This is a genomic window from Kribbella koreensis (assembly GCF_039525325.1).
Classification (GTDB): domain Bacteria; phylum Actinomycetota; class Actinomycetes; order Propionibacteriales; family Kribbellaceae; genus Kribbella; species Kribbella koreensis.
Genome location: NZ_BAAAHK010000004.1, coordinates 473,743 through 491,569, shown reverse-complemented (window position 1 = coordinate 491,569; position 17,827 = coordinate 473,743). Strand labels below are relative to the sequence as shown.

The following is a 17,827-nucleotide window of genomic DNA, read 5'->3' as shown; positions in this document are numbered from 1 at the left end:
GCATGCACTCCAGGGCTCGGCGGCGCGGGCCGAAGGACACCGGCTCCGGAACGCTCGCCGGACGGATGGCGGCCCTGCCAGTGCTGTTGCTGGTCCTGGTCCTGCTGATCTCGCGAGCCCCGGTTCTCGACGTCGCGAAGTTCGGCCTGTTCCTGGTGGTCGGCGTGACCTTGCCCGGTGTGGTGATCTGGCGGTTGATCGGCGCCTATCGCGGCAGCCTGGTCGAGGACTTCGCGGCCGGCTTCGCGATCGGTACGGCCGCGCAGTTGATCGTGTACCTGGCCAGCGCGTCCGTCGGGTTGCAGCGCTGGTCGTGGGGCTGGGCTCCGATCGTGCTCGTCCTCGGGGTGATGGATCGCGACGTGCGGAACCGGGTCTGGCGCCGGGTCGCCAGTCCGCTCGCGCCGTTGACTGCTTGGTTGCTGTCGCTGTCGACGTCACTCGTGCTGTTCGCGATCTATCGGGCCGGGCCGGGGCGGTATGCACCGGCGTACACGGATCCGTTGGTCAGTGATCCGGGGATGGCGTTCCACCAGGCGCTCGCGGCCAGCGCGAAGGCCGACGTACCGGTGGTGCCGTTGTGGATCGGTGGTGAGCCGATGAAGTTCCACACGTTCTTTCATCAGGTCACCGCGGCGACGTCGTGGGCTACCGGGGTGGATCTGACTCAGTTGATCTATGCGCTGAGCTGGCTGCCGTTCGCGCTGGCGGGTTGTGCCCTGGTCTTCGTGGTGATGCAGCGGTTCGTGCAGCCGGGTGAGAGCGCTGCGGCTGTGTGGGCGGGGCCGCTTGCTGTGCTCGTGGCGGGGCTTGGTGGGTCGCTGGAGCCGCTGCATGACCTGTCGGTCGGCGGGGTTTCGATGGTGTCGGGGGCGTACCTGAGTCCGACGCAGAATCTCGGGGTGATGTTCGCGCTGGTGCTTGCGGTCATCGCGATCGATCTGCTGCGCAAACAGCCACCGTCGACTCGGTGGATCTTGTTGCTGCTGGTGGCGCTGGCTGCTGCGGGGGCCAAGGCGAGTGTGCTGCCGATGGCGGTGTGTGGGTTCTTGCTGGTGTTCCTGTTCCGGCGGTCGACGCGGAATGCGTTCTTCGGGGTGCTGATCGCGCTCGGCGTGTTCGTCGGGTCGGCGATCGTGGTCTTCGGTGGCGAGTCGTCGGGGTTGCAGGTGAAGTTCGGCGTGCTGTTCGAGGAGCTGCCGCCGTACGCCGCGATCAAGGCGGCGGCTGGTGATCGGGCCGGGTTCATCAGCGCTGTGGTGATTCTGGTGGCCTGGGGGCTGGCCGTCGTCGGGGTGTTGTTCCTGCGGCGGTTCTGGCGGGATCCGGGTGGGATCTACGTGGCCGGCTTTGCGATCGGCGGGTTCGTGGCGGCGCTGGTGACGAATCAGCCGTTGTCGTTCTACCGGATGGCGTTTCCTTTTCTCGCGGTGTTGTCGTGCGTGGGGTTGGCTCGGCTGGTCGAGCGGCTGGACGATCGGCGGAGCGTAGTACTGGTTGCTGGTGCTGCTGGGCTGGGTCTGGCGGCTTGTGGGTTTGCTCGGTGGGGCGCAGCCGATCTGCGTGGGGTCAAGGAGCCTTTGGTCTGGACGGTTGCGGCGGTATTGGCCGTTGCGCTGGTGGTCGCGATCGGGTGGAAGGCCGGCCGGCGGGGTGGCGGGATGCCGAGGGCGTTCTTCGCTGCTCTGGTTGCGGCGTGCATGGTCGGGGCGTTGGCGCTGCCGTTGGTGGGGCTGGTGTCCGCTTCGGCAAGCGACGTCGCCTATGGGCGACCGGGCAGGGATGGGCCGACCGACGCTGAGGCGGATGCTGCTCGGTGGCTGAAGGAGAACTCGGCTGACGAGGACCTGATCGCCACGAACGCGCACTGCATCGCTCAGCACGGCGAGACGTGCGACAGCCGGCACTTCTGGATCGCTGCGCTGTCCGAGCGGCAGGTGCTGATCGAGGGCTGGGTACGAACCAACCGGTCGAGCCGGATCTCGGCTACCTCGGGCGTGGACCCGAGCAAGGTGCCGTACTGGAACAAGGAGCAGCTCGCGGCGAACGACGCGACCTTCACGTCACCGTCGCCGGCCATCATCGAGCGCCTGCGCAAGCTGGGCGTGCGCTGGCTGTACGCCGACCACCGGGCCGGTCAGATCTCGCCACAACTGAAGCAGTACGTCCGCCTGCGGCACGCGACCCTGGACGCGACGATCTACGAGATCAGGTGAAGGAGCGCATCCGCAACGCGTGCTCTCCCCTGCCCGTCAACTAGCTTCCACCCGGCCTGGGCGAGCTGCTGGCGCTCTTGCGGGTTGGTGAGCAGCTCGCGTAGTACCGCCGCAGCCTCTGTCACATCTGCCTTCAAACTTGCGAGGGTCCCAACCCCTGCGGCCGCACCGGTGGCCACTGCTCGCTCGTAGCCCATCTCCTGGTTGTCCACGACACAGACCAGCCCAGCGGTCGCTCCAAGACACAGCAGCTCCCAGGTAGACGTCCCTGACGCACTCACCACCAGATCCGACTCCACGACGGCCTTAGCCAGCTCAGACGTCGGCCCGATCACCCGCACGTCCTGCCCCGGCTGGAGCTGCACTGCCCCGATCGCCTCGGCCAGCTCATCGCCCGGCGCGACCACCGTCGCCTCAAACGCCACCCCAGTCGCCGCCAACGCCCGTACGACGTACGGCCCGGCCCCGTAAGCATCCGTCCCTCCGAAGAACGCAAACACCCGAGGCACGCCCCCTGCCTGCAGTACCGGCGCCTCCACCGGCCTCAACGCCAGCACCTCATCCCGCAACATCACGTACTCGAGCCCCGCCAACCTCACACTCCCTTGAGGCAGCACCGGCCGATCAGACTCAGCCCCCAAGTTCTGATCGACCAACACGTCGGCATCGGCTCCCCGCAACTCCCCATCCACAATCGCCAGCGTCGGCACCCCCGACCCCCGCACCGCCGAGAACACCTCCCCCGGCAAGTCATAGGAGTCGAACACCACCGCATCCAGCCCCAACCGCCGAACCATCTCGACATGCTCCCCGGCACCCCACACCGCCGGCTCCACCGCGATCCCCCGCGCCCGGATCTGCTCATCTGCCCACGGCACGCTCGGACTGTCGCAAACAAACACCACCTCAGCCCCACGCCCCCGCAACTCCTCCGCGAGCGCCAGGCTCCGCATCACATGCCCAACCCCGCGCCGAACCCCCACATCACACCGAACCCCAACCCTCAGCACCTGATCCACGCCCAGACGGTATCCGGTCGATTGCGCGGGCCAGCTAAGGTACGGACTTGCGTGGTGTGATCGCGTGGTTCGGAATTGTGGCTAGAAGGGGCTTACGTGTCCATCCTCACCGGGTCTGACATTCTCGTCACCGGAGGCACCGGGTCCTTCGGCCGGGCGTTCATCGGGCATGCACTGAAGCAGCTGGATCCGCGGCGGATCATCGTGTTCAGCCGGGACGAGTTGAAGCAGTGGGAAGTACGGGCGGCCTTCGGGGACGATCCGCGGTTGCGGTTCTTCTTGGGCGACGTGCGGGATCGGGCCCGGTTGATGCGGGCGATGCACCGGGTGGACTACGTGGTGCACGCCGCCGCGCTGAAGCAGGTGGACAGCGGGGAGTACAACCCGTGGGAGTTCGTCCAGACCAACGTGATCGGCTCGCAGAACGTGATCGAGGCGGCGATCGACTCCGGTGTGAAGCGGGTCGTCGCGCTGTCCACCGACAAGGCGTCGAGTCCGATCAACCTGTACGGCGCCACCAAGCTGACGGCGGACAAGCTGTTCATCAACGGCAACCACTACGCGGCGGCGTACGAGACCAGGTTCAGCGTGGTCCGGTACGGCAACGTGATGGGCAGCCGCGGCTCGATCATTCCCAAGTTCCGCGCGCTGCACGAGGCCGGCCAGTCGCTGCCGATCACCGACCTGCGCTGCACCCGGTTCCTGATCACGCTGCCCGAGGCGGTCCAGTTCGTCGTCGACTCGTTCGAGCTGATGACCGGCGGCGAGCTGTATGTCCCGCGCATCCCGTCGATGAAGGTGACCGACCTCGCCGAGGCGATCGCCCCCGGTGCGACCATGCACGACATCGGCCTGCGCCCGGGCGAGAAGCTGCACGAGGAGATGATCAGCCCGGAGGAAGGTCGCCGCGCTCTCACCCTCGGCAACCGCTTCGTCCTCCAGCCCGACCTCGCCAGCTGGGGCTACGTGCCACCGGACGGCGGCACCCCGGTCGTCGAAGGCTTCCACTACGCCTCGGACACCAACGACCAGTGGTACTCGATCGACGAGATCCGCAAGATCCTGCTCGAGGACTGACCCCGATGCTCCCGTACGGTCGTCAGTCCATCTCCGAAGAAGACATCGAAGCCGTCACCGCCGTACTCCGCGGCGACTGGCTCACGACAGGCCCAGCCGTCACCGCCTTCGAGTCCGCCATCTCCGAACTGACCGGCGGCCATCGCGCAGTCAGCTGTACTTCGGGCACCGCCGCCCTCCACATGGCGTACGCCGGCCTGGGCGTCGGCCCCGGCGACGAGGTCGTCACCACTCCCATGACCTTCGTCGCGACCGCCTCGACCGCCGCCCTCCTCGGCGCCAAGATCGTCTTCGCCGACGTCGAGGAAGACACCGCCCTCCTCGACCCGGCTGCCGTCGACGCCGTCACCACCGACCGCACCAAGGTGATCGCCGCCGTCGACTACGCCGGCCACCCCGCGGACTACGACGCTCTCCAGCCCATCGCCGATCGCGTCGGCGCCAAGACCCTCGACGACGCCGCCCATTCGGTCGGCGGATTCGCTGATGGCAGACCTGTTGGCGACCTGGCCGATGTCACCACGCTGTCCTTCTTCCCCACCAAGAACCTCACCACCGGCGAGGGCGGCGCCGTCGTCGCCAAGGACCCGGCCGTCGCCCAGCGGGTGCACGAGTTCCACTTCATCGGTCTGGTCCGCGACCCCGCTCGCTTCCAGATCACCGACGAAGGCCCATGGCACCAGGAGGTTCACGAGTTCGGTGTCAACTACCGCCTGACCGACCTCGCCTGCGCCCTCGGTCTGTCCCAACTGCGACGCCTCGCGGCCTTCAAGCAACGCCGGGCCGAGATCACCGCGAAGTACAACTCCGCACTCTCCGGAATCGATGGACTCCGCACGCCGGTGCAGCGCCCCGGCGTCGATCCCGCCTGGCACCTCTACCCCCTGCGGGTGCTCGGCGATCGCCGCCGCGAGGTGTTCGAGGGCATGCGCGCTGCCGGGATCGGCGTCCAGGTGAACTACATTCCTGTCTACTGGCACCCGGTCTTCGCCGAACTGGGCTACCAGCGCGGCCTGTGCCCCAACGCGGAGCAGTTCTACCGCGAGGAGCTCTCGCTGCCGATGTTCCCCGACCTGACCGACACGGATGTCGACCGGGTGATCGAGACACTGACGAAACTGGTGCACTGAGTTGTTGATGGTTGGCGCTGAGATGCTCAACTGGTCCGACCTGCGCCCGGCCGACGGGCGACCGGCGACCGGCGGCCCGGCGACGGCCGCGTTGCTGGATGCTGTTCTGCGGCCGACCGACAAGGTCTTCGTCGCGGGTCCGCATTCGCTGGAGCTGCTCGACCTGATCGCCACCAAGGTCACCAGCGTCGACGTGCTGGTCCGGTCGGCGCCCGACGCCGAGCAGATCGCCCGCGTCGTCAGCGGCCGCGTCTTCTGCGGCGCCCTCGACCGCTTCACCGGCACCGACCTGTACGACGTAGTCGTAGCCCTCGACGGATTGCCCCGACTGGTCGGCCCCGACACCCCGTCGATGACCTGGACCGAAGGCCTAGCCCTGCTCAAGGCCCGGATGGCCCCCCGCGGCCGACTCCTGCTGGCTGCCGAGAACGCCTTCGGAATCGAGCGCCTGCTCCAGCCCGACGTCACCGCGACCGTCCCCCGCAACGCGGACTGGCCCGGCGTCGTCGGCGGCACACTCGAAGCCCCTGTCGGCCTGGCCGCGATCCGGACCGCCCTTGGCGCCCTCGCATCGTCGACGACCGTCTACAGCGTCTATCCCGATCTGGTCACCGCCGATCTCGCGATGCTCACCCCGACCGGCCCGCTCACGGCCGTCGCCATCGGCCGGTCCGTCGCGGCTCGGCACAGCGGATCGACGTTGATGGATCCCTATCGCCTGATCCAGGACGCGATCGCCGCCGGGCTGGGTCGCGAGCTCGCGCCGGTCTGGTACTTCGTCATCGGCGACAAGACCTCGGAAACCCTTCCTGCACAGTCGATTCCAGCAGGCGATGGAGTGCTGTTGGAAGAACAGTTGCTGGCAGCGCTCAAGGTCGACGACCAGGCAGCCCTCAGGCGTTCCGTGCCCGCGTATGTCACCTGGCTGCACTCGCTCGATCCGGAGCCGGCTGCGATCGCTTCCCCCGACAACGTGATCGTGAACGGTACGAAGTACCGGCTGTTCGGTAGCGGCGTGGTGACCTCCGGCGGAGCGGTCGAGCATCTCGCACGGTTCGTCCGGCGGGCGCAGGAAGCGGGCTCTCGGCAACCATGGTCAGGTGACACCCAAGCCCTGACAGCCCGGCTCGCGTCGATGGCTGGGCTGTCGATCGAAGGCGAGCTGACCGTTGCCCTCGACAACCTTCGCCCGCAGGGGCAGGCCGAGCAGCTCGCGACCATCGCACGGCTGTCGCAGGAGCTGGCCGACGCGAACGAGCAGGCGACCTGGTTCGAGAGTCAGCTGGACGGGATCCGGCGCTCCCGGCCGTACCGGATCGGTCATGCGGTGCTCAATCCGGCCCGGGTGGTCGTGAAGCGGCTGCGGCGGCTCTGATGCATCACGCCAACCACTTCTACGGCCACGCGCACGTGATGGCCGCGTACGCCGGGCTGCACGGCTCGCCGCGGATCTGGGGTTATCTCCAGCACGGGTGGAACATCCTCGACGGGTTCGCGTACAACACGGCCTTCGTCGCCGGGATGCCCAAGTTCGTCTGGTCGGACAGCGTCCGGCGCCGGGGGTTCTCGATGGGGCTGCGCAACCAGTCGGTGATCGGCGCGCCCTGGCTCTATCTCCTGCGGGTGCATCCCGAGCTGGCGACTCCGGCGAATGACGCCGAAGGCACCATCTTCTACCCGTTCCACGGCTGGGAAGGCCAGCACGTGCTGGGCGACCATGGCCGGATCGTTGCCTCGATCAACGAGCACGAGCAAGGACCGGTGACGGTCTGCCTGTACTGGAACGAGTATCAGAACGAGGCGATCCGGCAGGTCTACGAGTCAGCCGGTTTCCGGGTGATCACGCACGGGTACCGGGGCCTGCACTGGCGCAAGACCGACAAGGACTTCCTGCTCAAGCAGCTCAAGGAGATCCGCAAGCACCGCCGGGTCGCCTCCAACCGGCTCAGCTCCGCGGTCCTGTACGGCGCGTCGCTCGGCTTGCAGCCCGGCGTCTACGGAGACCCTATGCTGCTGGAGAACGAGCACCCGTCGTTCGGCGGACAGGCCCGGATCAAGCGGATGTGGCCCGAGATGGACCAGCCGTACGTTCCGTTGCCGCAGGCCCGCGAGTTCACCGACACCGAGCTCGGCGTCGAGAATCTCGCCCATCCGGCGGAGATCCGCGAGATGTTCCAGTGGACCACCAAGAAAGCGTTTCAATGAATATCGGCATCATCACCCAGGCCCGCGCTACGAGCACCAGGCTGCCCGCCAAGGTGCTGCTCACCGCGGCCGGCCGCAGCTACCTCGAGTACCACCTGGAGCGGCTGACCCGGACCGGGCTGCCGGTGATCGTGGCGACCACGACCAACGTGGACGACGACCCGATCGTGATCCTCACCGAGAAGCTCGGGCTGCCGGTCTTCCGGGGGAGCGAGGAGGACGTGCTGTCGCGGTTCGCCGGCGCGGCTTCGCAGTACGGGCTGGATGCGGTCGTACGGGTCACCTCGGACTGTCCGTTGATCGATCCCGAGGTCGTTGCCGCGGGCGTCGACCGCTGGCGCGCCGAGGGCGATGAGGGCCTGTACCTGTCGAACTGTCTCGAGCGGACCTACCCGCGCGGGATGGACTACGAGGTGTTCTCGACGGCTCGGCTGCTCGAGGCTGACACTCAGGCGACGCTGCAAGCCGACCGCGAGCACGTGACGTCGTACCTGCACCAGAATCGGGCCGGGGACGTCCGCTTGCTGAACCTGCCGTGGAGCGGCGGCGGAGCGCAGTACCGGCTCACGCTGGACACCGAGGACGACCGGCAGCTGCTCACCGCGCTGTACGAGGAGTACGACGCGGCCGACCGGAACTGCGCGGATCTGGTCGCGATTCTGGACCAACATCCGGAACTGGCCGCGCTCAACGCGCACATCGAGCAGAAGAAGCTCGGCGAGTAACACCCCGCGAAGCGGTGGCTACGGCATGATTTGCGGTGATGACCACCGATGACTCAGCACGCGCGCACTCGTTCGGCGCCGTCGCGGCCGCGTACGACGCGGGCCGGCCGACGTTCCCTGCCGACGCGCTGACCTGGATCCTCGGTCCGGGGCGGCTGCAGATCCTCGATCTCGGGGCCGGTACCGGCAAGCTCGCCCAGGTCGCCGCGGCGCTCGGGCACGACGTGGTCGCGGTCGATCCGTCCGAGGAGATGCTCGCCGTCTGCCGCAAGCTGGCCGGCGTGGACACGATGGTCGGCGCGGCGGAGTCGATCCCGCTGGCGCATGCCTCGGTCGACGCGGTGATCGTCGGACAAGCGTTTCATTGGTTCGACCACGCCCGCGCGCTGCCGGAGATCGCTCGCGTACTACGGCCGCACGGCGTCCTCGGGCTGCTCTGGAACAACTACGACACCGTCGTACCGTGGGTGCGGCGGCTGCACCGCGCGATGATCGGCGAGGACTTCCTGGCCGGCAACGACGAGTTCGACCCGATGCCGACGCTGCTCCAGTCCGACCTGTTCTCGATGGTCGAGACGGCCCGCTTCCGGCACTGGCACGACCTCGACCGGACCGGCCTGAAGCAGCTCGCGATGTCGCACTCGCGGGTCGCGGTGCTGACCGAGTCCCGGCGCGAGTCGGTGCTGGACCAGATCGACGCCATCTACGACGGCACCGCCCGCCCGCCGGAGCCGCTCCGGATGCCGTACTTCACCAACTGCTACCGCACCCGGCCCAGCGACCTGGCGAACTATCGCCGGACGATGGTCTAGCTGCGTCATTTTTCTCCAGGCGTTTTTGTTGCTTTCGGACACAAACCGCTCACCAGCCGCTAGCGTGCCCTTGTTCGCGTTCCGGAAAAAGGGGTGCAGATGTCTGAGGAAACTGTGCACGAGCGGGAAGCCCGTGCGTATGAGGTCGTGTACGAGGCGAAGGACTTCCAGGAGCTGAAACGCCGGTACAAGAACTTCGTCGTCCCGTGGACGGCCGCGTTCATGATCTGGTACCTGGCCTACGTCGCCTGTAACAACTGGGCCCGCGGCTTCATGAGCCACCGGATCGGCGACACCCACATCAACGTGGCGCTGGTCTTCGGCCTGCTCCAGTTCGTCTCGACCTTCGTCATCGCCGCGGTCTACGGCCGGTTCGCGAACCGCAAGCTCGACCCGCTGGCCAGTGGCCTGAACGCCAAGTACAAGAGGGAGCGCCGCCGGTGAACACCTTGCTCGTCCCACTCGCCGACGCCGAACCCGGCAACCAGGCGCTGACCATCTCGCTGTTCACCGCGGTCGTCGCCGTGACGCTGTACATCACCTGGTGGGCGTCCCGGCAGAACAAGACCACCGCCGACTACTACGCCGGCGGCCGCTCCTTCAGCGGCGCCCAGAACGGCCTCGCCGTCGCCGGCGACTACATGTCGGCGGCATCGTTCCTCGGTATCTCCGGGCAGATCGCGCTCTACGGGTACGACGGCTTCCTGTACTCGATCGGCTTCCTGGTCGCCTGGCTGGTCGCGCTGCTGCTCGTCGCGGAGCTCCTCCGCAACTCGGGCCGCTTCACGATGGCCGACCAGCTCGCCTTCCGGATGAAGCAGCGCCCGGTCCGTACCGCGGCCGCTTCGTCGACGATCGTCGTGTCGATCTTCTACCTGCTGGCCCAGATGGTCGGCGCGGGCTCGCTCGTCGGACTGCTGCTCGGCGTGAAGAGCGAGGGTCTGAAGGCCGGCGTGATCGTGCTGGTCGGCGCGCTGATGATCATCTACGTGACGATCGGCGGCATGCGCGGCACCACCTGGGTGCAGATCGTCAAGGCAGTGCTGTTGATGACCGGCACGCTGCTGATCACGTTCCTGGTACTGCTGAAGTTCGACTTCAACCCGTCGAAGCTGCTCGGCGCGGCCGCTCAGCACTCCGGCAAGGGCGAAGCGTTCCTGCAGCCCGGTCTGCTGTACGGCAAGGACCTGACCGGCCAGATCGACTTCCTGTCGCTCGGACTCGCGCTGGTGCTCGGTACGGCGGGTCTGCCGCACATCCTGATCCGCTTCTACACGGTCCCCGACTCGCGGTCGGCGCGGAAGTCGGTGCAGTGGGCCATCGGGCTGATCGGCGCGTTCTACCTGATGACGCTGGCGCTCGGTTTCGGTGCGGCGGCGTTGCTCGATACGGGCAAGTCCTCAGCGGTCGCCGCATCCAAGGGCAACACTGCGTCGGTACTGCTGGCAGAGGTCGTCGGCGGTGGGGCCGACTCGATCGGCGGGGCGATCCTGCTCGCGCTGATCGCGGCCGTCGCCTTCGCCACCATCCTCGCGGTGGTCGCCGGGCTAACCCTGACGTCGGCATCGTCGTTCGCGCACGACCTGTACGTGAACGTCATCGCCAAGGGCAAGGTCACCGAGAAGAACGAGATCCGCGTCGCCCGCTTCGCCGCCATCGGCATCGGCGCCGTCGCAATCGGCCTGGCGATCCCAGCCCAGAAGCTGAACATCGCCTTCCTGGTCGCCCTGGCCTTCGCCGTCGCTGCGTCGGCGAACCTCCCGGCGTTGCTCTTCAACCTCTTCTGGCGTCGCTTCAACACGTCAGGCGCGGTCTGGAGCATCTACGGCGGCCTGATCTCCGCGGTAGTCCTGGTGATCTTCTCCCCGGTCGTCTCCGGCCGCCCGACCTCGATGATCACCGGCGCCGACTTCCAATGGTTCCCGCTCTCGAACCCAGGCATCATCTCCATCCCCCTGGGCTTCCTGCTCGGCATCATCGGCACCTACGTAGGCAAGGACAAAACCGCCGCCAACCGCTACAACGAACTCTCCGTCCGCTCCCTGACCGGAGCCGGCGCCGAAGGCCCCGGCAAGCACTAGCCCCCGTACTACGAACGCGCCCGCGACTCCTCTTGAGGCCGCGGGCGCGTTGCATTGGTGGGACTGGCGCATGACCCCACCAGTACCCGCGTCGCTGGCCAGCGGGGCGCGACGGGATCGTGTACCGAAGGACAGGAAGTAGTCGACCGGACCTAGTGCACCCTGAGCGTGGACAACGGTCGCATGTACGCCGTATCGGGGTGCACTACCTGTCGATCGGCACACAAGGAGCCCGCACCAACCGGGTTGGGCCTATGCAGGTGGGCCGATGGGGAAGGCTGCTGCGAAGCGGTCTACGTCCTTGGCGGTGCCTGTGGTTTTGAGTAGGCCGGACTTGAGGGCTGCTGCGCCGTCGAGTTCGCCGATGAGGAGGGGGGCGATGGGGGCGAAGGCTTCCAGGACTACAGCGCCTTCCAGGGGGCCGACGTCGACTAGTAGGTCGTCGCCGTCGATGACGGCGTGGATGGTGATTTCGCCGAAGTGGAGTTCGTACTTGGCTTTCAGGCGGGACGGCTGGAAGGTGGAGCGCAGGGCCATCACCAGAATGTCGGAGGTGATGATGTCGTCGGGGCGGAGTTCCCCCAGGGAGCGGGCACCCCAGCGGCCTAACGCCAGTACTACGTCTTCGAGGTCGGCTCCGTACGCAGTGAGCTCATAGACGATCGCACCGGACGGGCGCGGAAGGATGCGGCGCTCGACGAGACCCGCCTGCTCGAGTTCCTTGAGGCGCGTGGCCAACACATTGGTGGGGATCTTCGGGAGGCCGGCGCGCAGATCCGTGTAGCGCTTCGGGCCGACCAGGAGGTCGCGGACGATCAGCAGCGCCCAGCGCTCGCCAACCAGTTCCAGCGCGCGGGCGACCCCGCAGTACTGGCCGTAGGTCTTCGTCGTCATATCGACCACCCTACTCTCCTTGACAAAGTGTACTTGTTTTTATGAAGCTTAATGCATGGCAACCATGAGCAAGCAACAGCGCGAAGAGTTTCTGGCCGACACCCACGTGGGCGTCCTGAGCGTCACCGGCGAGCCCGGCCACCCGCCGACGAGCGTGCCGACCTTCTACGCCTACGAACCAGGTGGCGAGCTGACCATGTTCACCGGCACGCAGCGCCGCGCCCCCAAGAGGATCGAGCAGATCAAGCAAGCCGGCGTGGTGTCGTTCGTGGTGCAGCGCGAAGAGATGCCCCCGGCGTACGTGACCGTCGAGGCCGAGCTCGTCGAGATCAGCAAGCCGACCCACGAGCAGATGCTCACCATCGCCCGCCGCTACATGCCCGAGGAGCACGCCCAGGGCTACGTCCAGACAGAACTCGGCGACCCCGAAAACCTGGTCACCCTCTTCACCTTCCGCCCCACCCGCTGGCTCACCTCCGACACCTCCCGCTGACCCCCACCCCGAACTACCGTCAGCCCTCGTGCCCCGACTGCTGACTGCAACCGTCGCCCTCGCACTCGTCATCACGGGCTGCTCGATCACCACCAACCCGTCAAGTTCCCCAGCCGGTACGCCGCAAGCGCACGAGCAGACCTCAACCGGCACACCGGAAGAGTCGACACCAGCCCCAGCCGATACCCCACGATCGCAGCAGCCGGCCGCCACCACCCCGTTCGAGATCGTGGCCGGCGGCGGCACCGATGCCACCGCCGACAAGGCCCTCGACGCGAAGATCCTCGGCGCCGCATGGGACATCGAGATCGCACCGGACGGTACGGCGAACCTGCTGATCAACAACGACAGGGGACAGCTCCGCCTGGAGCGGATCCGCCCGGACGGCACCCGCGCCAAGGTCGACCTCGACTACAACCGCAACCTCGGCCGCCGGATCGCGGTCGGCCCGGACGGTTCGGCGTACGTCAACCTGCACGTCGGCGAGAAGAACGACGCGATCTACCGGATCAAGCCCGACGGCAGCCAGAGCGGGCAGCCGGTGATCGACTACACCACCGCAACCACCGGCATCGATGCCCAACCAGGCAAGGCGATCGGCAAGTTCGGCACCTTCACCGTCGACGCCAAGGGCCGGCTCGTCTTCGCCGTGGAGGTCAGCAAGGGCGGCCACTCCGGCGTGGTGATCCGCCGGCTCGAGACCGACGGAACGGTGCGGACGATCGCCGGCAAGCGCGCGAAGTTCACCACGTACGACGCCGCCGTGGCAGCCTCTGCCGCAGCGCTCCACCCACCGTCGAGCGGCGCGGCGCTCGACTGGGAGACGACGGCAGCCGTGCGCATCGACGAACTCGTGACCCAGTCGGACGGCACGATCCTGCTGGCGGCCGTCGGCGACGACAACGGCGGCACAGCTCGGACGATCCTGGCCATCACCTCGACGGGAAAGCTCACCGAAGTAGCGACATCCCAGCTCGGCGGCACGGGCGGCGCCCCTGTCGCGCCGGCGCCGTTCACCCAAGAGGGCACCGTGAACGACATCGGCGTACTCAGAGATGGTCTGGCCGCCGCCGGCGGGCTGATTGCCGTCTCCACCACCAAGCATGCGCCGGATGACACCACGGCCTACTACAACGGCAAGTACACGCCAGGGCAGCGGGCAGTTCTCGACCAGGCCCACGGGAAGGCGATCCGGCTGATCCGGCCGGACGGGTCCATCTCGACCGGGGCTCTGGGCGCCGAGTTCGCGCTGGGCGGCGGCTACCTGTACGTCGTCGAGCGCGACTTCCTCGCCAACGAACTGGTGCTCGGCCGGGTCAAGATCCCCGCCTGACGTCGTCGGCAACCTCCTCCCGGAGCAAAGCGTGCGGTCATGAACCGTTGACGCTCGCGTAGCGCTGCCGTAACAATGAGCCAGCGCTGTGCAAGAAATCAGCAAACTTACGAAACTTCCGTAGGCATCGTGCAATTTTCTTGGCAGCCGTAGTCCCTTGCGCCCTCACCACCCCGCCCACCGGAGAGGCCCCGGATGCCATGAGAACCACACGTGCACGATGGCGGCTGCTGGCCGCCACGGTCGTCGGCAGTCTGTTGCTGACGGCCGGACCGATGTTCGCCGCGGCCGGGCTGCACAGCAGCGGCTCGACCGCCGCTGCCGCAGTACTGGCCGGTCCCAACCTCGCGGCCGGCAAGGCCGCGACCGCCAGCAGCAACACCCAGAACTACGTCGCCTCGAACGTCACCGACGGCAACCAGGGCAGCTACTGGGAGAGCGCGAACAACGCGTTCCCGCAGTGGGTCCAGGTCGATCTCGGTTCGTCGGTCAGCACCAACCAGGTCATCCTCAAGCTCCCGTCGGGCTGGGGTTCGCGCAACCAGACCCTCGCAGTACAAGGCAGTACCGACGGCCAGAACTTCAACGACCTGTCCGCGTCCGCGTCGCGCGCGTTCACCGCACCGGGCAACACGCTCACGATCGACTACGGCAACTCGACCGCGCGGTACGTCCGGATCCTGATCACCGCGAACACCGGCTGGCCCGCGGGACAGGTCTCCGAACTCGAGGTCTACGGCCCGGCGACCGGTGATACTCAGGCTCCTACCGCCCCGGGCAGCCTGGCCTTCACCGAACCCGCCGCCGGCCAGATCAAGCTCACCTGGAACGCCTCGACCGACAACGTCGGCGTGACCGGGTACGACCTGTACGCGAACGGCGCGCTGCGAACCAGCGTGGCCGGCAACGTGCTGACCTACACCGACACCCAGCCGGCCAGCGCCTCGGTCAGCTACTTCGTCCGCGCGAAGGATGCCGCTGGCAACCAATCGCCGAACAGCAACACGGTCACCCGCGGCGGCAGCACCGGTCCGGGCACCAACCTGGCGCTCGGCAAGCCGATCACCGCTTCGGGCTCGGTCTTCACCTTCGTCGCGACCAACGCGAACGACGACAACGTGCAGACCTACTGGGAAGGCAACGCCAACCCGGCCACGCTGACCACCCAGCTCGGCTCGAACGCCGACCTCAGCTCGATCGTGATCCGGCTCAACCCGGACAGCGCCTGGGGCAACCGCACCCAGACGTTCTCGATCCTCGGCCGCGAGCAGAGCGCGTCCGGGTTCACCACGATCGTCGGCTCCGCGTCGTACAACTTCAGCCCGTCGACCGGCAACACCGTCACGATCCCGGTGAGCGCGCGGATCGCCGACGTCCGGCTGAACTTCACCGCCAACACCGGCGCCCCCGCCGGTCAGGTCGCCGAGCTCCAGGTGATGGGCGTCCCGGCCCCGAACCCGGATCTCACCGTCTCCAACGTGACGTGGACGCCCGCGGCACCGGTCGAGACCGACGCGATCACGCTGTCCGCCCGGGTCAACAACACCGGCACGGCGGCCTCCGGCGCGACCGACCTGAACTTCTACCTCGGTACGACGAAGGTCGGCACCGTCGCTGTCGGCGCCATCGCCGCCGGAGCATCCGCCACCGTCACAGCATCGATCGGCGCCCGTGACGCCGGCAGCTACCCGCTGAGCGCCAAGGTGGACGAGTCGAACACGATCATCGAGCAGAACGACGCCAACAACACCGGCAACAGCTCGAGCCCGCTGGTCGTCACCCCGGTCGCGAGCTCCGACCTGATCGCCTCGTCAGTGAGCTGGAGCCCGGGCAACCCGGCCGCCGGCAACACGGTGACGTTCTCGGTCGCGATCAAGAACCAGGGCACCATCGCCTCGGCGGCCGGCGCCCACGGCATCACCTTGACGCTGCTGAACGGCAGTACCGTCGTACAGACCTTCACCGGCTCGTACTCCGGTGCGATCGCCGCCGGCGCCACCACCCCGGCGATCAACCTCGGCAACTGGACCGCGGCCAACGGCCGGTACTCCGTCCGCGTCGTGCTCGCCGACGATGCGAACGAGCTGCCCGTCAAGCGCACCAACAACACCAGCGAGCGGCCGTTCTTCGTGGGCCGCGGCGCGAACATGCCGTACGACCACCTGGAGGCCGAGGACGCCTCGACCGGTGGCGGCGCGGTCGTGGTCGGCCCGAACCGGACCATCGGCGACCTCGCCGGTGAGGCGTCCGGCCGCAAGGCGGTCACCCTGAACTCGAACGGCGCGTTCGTCGAGTTCACCACCAAGGCGAGCACGAACACGCTCGTCACCCGGTTCTCCATCCCGGACTCGGCCGGCGGTGGCGGGATCAACTCGACCATCAACGTCTACGTCAACGGCACCTTCCACAAGGCGCTCCCGCTGACCTCGAAGTACGCGTGGCTGTACGGCGCGGAGGCCGGCCCGGGCAACTCGCCTGGCGCAGGACCGGCCCGGCACATCTACGACGAGGCGAACATCATGCTGGACGGGACCTTCCCGGCCGGTACCAAGATCAAGCTGCAGAAGGACGCGGCCAACACCACCAACTACGCGATCGACTTCATCGACACCGAGCAGGTCTCGCCGATCGCCAACCCGGGTTCGGGGTACGTCGTACCGGCCGGCTTCAGCCAGCAGGACGTACAGAACGCGCTCAACACGGCACAGCAGAGCTCGACGTCGCTGGGCGTCTACCTGCCGGCCGGCGACTACCAGACCACGGGCAAGTTCAACGTGAACAGCCGGGCGATCAAGGTCGTCGGCGCCGGTCCCTGGTACACCCGGTTCATCGCTCCGACCAGCCAGACCAACACCGACGTCGGGTTCGACGCCGCCTCGTCGGCGAACGGGTCGACGTTCAGCGGGTTCTCGTACTTCGGCAACTACGACAGCCGCAACGACGGTCCGGGCAAGGTGTTCAACTTCAACGGCACCTCGAACATGACCATCGACAACATCTGGATCGAGCACCAGATGTGCCTGTACTGGGGTGCGAACACCGACAACTCCACGATCAGGAACTCGCGGATCCGCGACACCTTCGCCGACGGCATCAACATGACCAACGGCTCGGCCGGCAACCTGGTCAGCAACAACGACGCCCGCAGCACCGGTGACGACAGCTTCGCGCTCTTCAACGCCGTCGACGGCGGCGGGGGCGAGGTCCGGGACAACGTCTTCGAGAACCTCTCGGCGACGCTGACCTGGCGGGCGGCCGGCTTCGCGGTCTACGGCGGCACCAACAACATCTTCCGCAACCTGTACGTCGCGGACATGCTGGTGTACTCCGGGATCACGATCAGCTCGCTCGACTTCGGCATCCCGATGAACGGCTTCGGCGCCACTCCGCCGACGCAGTGGCAGAACATCTCGGTGGTCAGATCCGGCGGCCATTTCTGGGGAGCGCAGACCTTCCCGGGGATCTGGATCTTCTCGGCCTCGAAGGTGTTCCAGGGCATCCGGGTCAGTGACGTCGACATCGTCGATCCCACCTACAGCGGGATCATGTTCCAGACGAACTACGTCGGCGGGCAACCACAGTTCCCGGTCGCCGACACCATCCTCACCAACATCAACATCTCCGGCGCCCGCAAGTCCGGCGACGCCTTCGACGCCAAGTCCGGCTTCGGCATCTGGGCCAACGAACTCCCAGAACCAGGCCAGGGCCCCGCCGTAGGCAACGTCACCTTCAACAACCTGACCCTCTCCAACAACGCCGTAGACATCCGCAACACCACCACAACCTTCACCATCACCCGCAACTAACCCACTCCACAACGACGGCCCGCCAGGAGTCCCTAC

At 67.3% G+C, this 17,827-nt stretch carries 14 protein-coding genes; 12 read left to right on the top strand and 2 right to left on the bottom strand.

Annotated elements, in window-relative coordinates; all coding sequences use genetic code 11:
• The first annotated feature begins 2 nt into the window (after positions 1 to 2).
• Positions 3 to 2,216, top strand: a complete 2,214-nt coding sequence (locus ABD116_RS10620; RefSeq protein ID WP_343967517.1) for a hypothetical protein — start codon at positions 3 to 5, stop codon at positions 2,214 to 2,216.
• Here ABD116_RS10620 and ABD116_RS10615 read toward each other — a convergent pair.
• The gene (locus ABD116_RS10615; protein WP_343967515.1) at positions 2,201 to 3,235 is read right to left on the bottom strand and encodes a PseG/SpsG family protein; all 1,035 of its coding nucleotides are present in this window, start codon (positions 3,233 to 3,235) and stop codon (positions 2,201 to 2,203) included. The genes ABD116_RS10620 and ABD116_RS10615 overlap by 16 nt on opposite strands.
• Positions 3,236 to 3,331: 96 nt before the next feature.
• Between ABD116_RS10615 and pseB the strand changes: the two genes are divergently transcribed.
• The 8 genes from pseB (at position 3,332) to ABD116_RS10575 (ending at position 11,265) form a co-directional block, all read left to right on the top strand.
• Positions 3,332 to 4,312: a UDP-N-acetylglucosamine 4,6-dehydratase (inverting) gene (gene pseB / locus ABD116_RS10610; protein WP_343967513.1), complete on the top strand. Its 981-nt coding sequence runs from the start codon at positions 3,332 to 3,334 to the stop codon at positions 4,310 to 4,312.
• A 5-nt stretch (positions 4,313 to 4,317) separates the two neighbouring features.
• Positions 4,318 to 5,442, top strand: coding sequence for a DegT/DnrJ/EryC1/StrS family aminotransferase (locus tag ABD116_RS10605; RefSeq protein WP_343967511.1), 1,125 nt, complete (start codon positions 4,318 to 4,320; stop codon positions 5,440 to 5,442).
• A 7-nt stretch (positions 5,443 to 5,449) separates the two neighbouring features.
• Positions 5,450 to 6,817: a hypothetical protein gene (locus ABD116_RS10600; protein ID WP_343967509.1), complete on the top strand. Its 1,368-nt coding sequence runs from the start codon at positions 5,450 to 5,452 to the stop codon at positions 6,815 to 6,817.
• Entirely contained in the window at positions 6,817 to 7,647 is an 831-nt protein-coding gene (locus ABD116_RS10595) for a hypothetical protein (RefSeq protein ID WP_343967507.1), read from the top strand. The genes ABD116_RS10600 and ABD116_RS10595 overlap by 1 nt, the downstream gene beginning before the upstream one ends.
• Entirely contained in the window at positions 7,644 to 8,372 is a 729-nt protein-coding gene (locus ABD116_RS10590; protein ID WP_343967505.1) for a cytidylyltransferase domain-containing protein, read from the top strand. Before ABD116_RS10595 ends, ABD116_RS10590 begins: the two co-directional genes overlap by 4 nt.
• Positions 8,373 to 8,410: 38 nt before the next feature.
• On the top strand, positions 8,411 to 9,184 hold the full coding sequence (locus ABD116_RS10585; protein ID WP_343967503.1) for a class I SAM-dependent methyltransferase: 774 nt from the start codon (positions 8,411 to 8,413) through the stop codon (positions 9,182 to 9,184).
• Positions 9,185 to 9,283: 99 nt separating this feature from the next.
• The gene (locus ABD116_RS10580; RefSeq protein ID WP_343967501.1) at positions 9,284 to 9,628 is read left to right on the top strand and encodes a DUF485 domain-containing protein; all 345 of its coding nucleotides are present in this window, start codon (positions 9,284 to 9,286) and stop codon (positions 9,626 to 9,628) included.
• A complete protein-coding gene (locus ABD116_RS10575; RefSeq protein WP_343967499.1) occupies positions 9,625 to 11,265 on the top strand; it encodes a solute symporter family protein in 1,641 nt (546 codons plus the stop codon). Before ABD116_RS10580 ends, ABD116_RS10575 begins: the two co-directional genes overlap by 4 nt.
• Positions 11,266 to 11,517: 252 nt before the next feature.
• Here the strand turns inward: ABD116_RS10575 and ABD116_RS10570 are convergent, their stop codons facing one another.
• Positions 11,518 to 12,159, bottom strand: coding sequence for a winged helix-turn-helix transcriptional regulator (locus tag ABD116_RS10570; protein ID WP_343967497.1), 642 nt, complete (start codon positions 12,157 to 12,159; stop codon positions 11,518 to 11,520).
• Between the two features lie 64 nt (positions 12,160 to 12,223).
• Between ABD116_RS10570 and ABD116_RS10565 the strand changes: the two genes are divergently transcribed.
• The 3 genes from ABD116_RS10565 (at position 12,224) to ABD116_RS10555 (ending at position 17,791) form a co-directional block, all read left to right on the top strand.
• Complete coding sequence (locus ABD116_RS10565; protein WP_343967495.1) at positions 12,224 to 12,652, top strand: pyridoxamine 5'-phosphate oxidase; 429 nt, start codon at positions 12,224 to 12,226, stop codon at positions 12,650 to 12,652.
• A 28-nt stretch (positions 12,653 to 12,680) separates the two neighbouring features.
• Positions 12,681 to 13,985: a hypothetical protein gene (locus tag ABD116_RS10560; protein ID WP_343967493.1), complete on the top strand. Its 1,305-nt coding sequence runs from the start codon at positions 12,681 to 12,683 to the stop codon at positions 13,983 to 13,985.
• Between the two features lie 200 nt (positions 13,986 to 14,185).
• Positions 14,186 to 17,791 (top strand): discoidin domain-containing protein, encoded by a 3,606-nt coding sequence (locus ABD116_RS10555; protein ID WP_343967491.1) that lies wholly within the window; start codon positions 14,186 to 14,188, stop codon positions 17,789 to 17,791.
• The last annotated feature ends 36 nt before the right edge of the window (positions 17,792 to 17,827 follow it).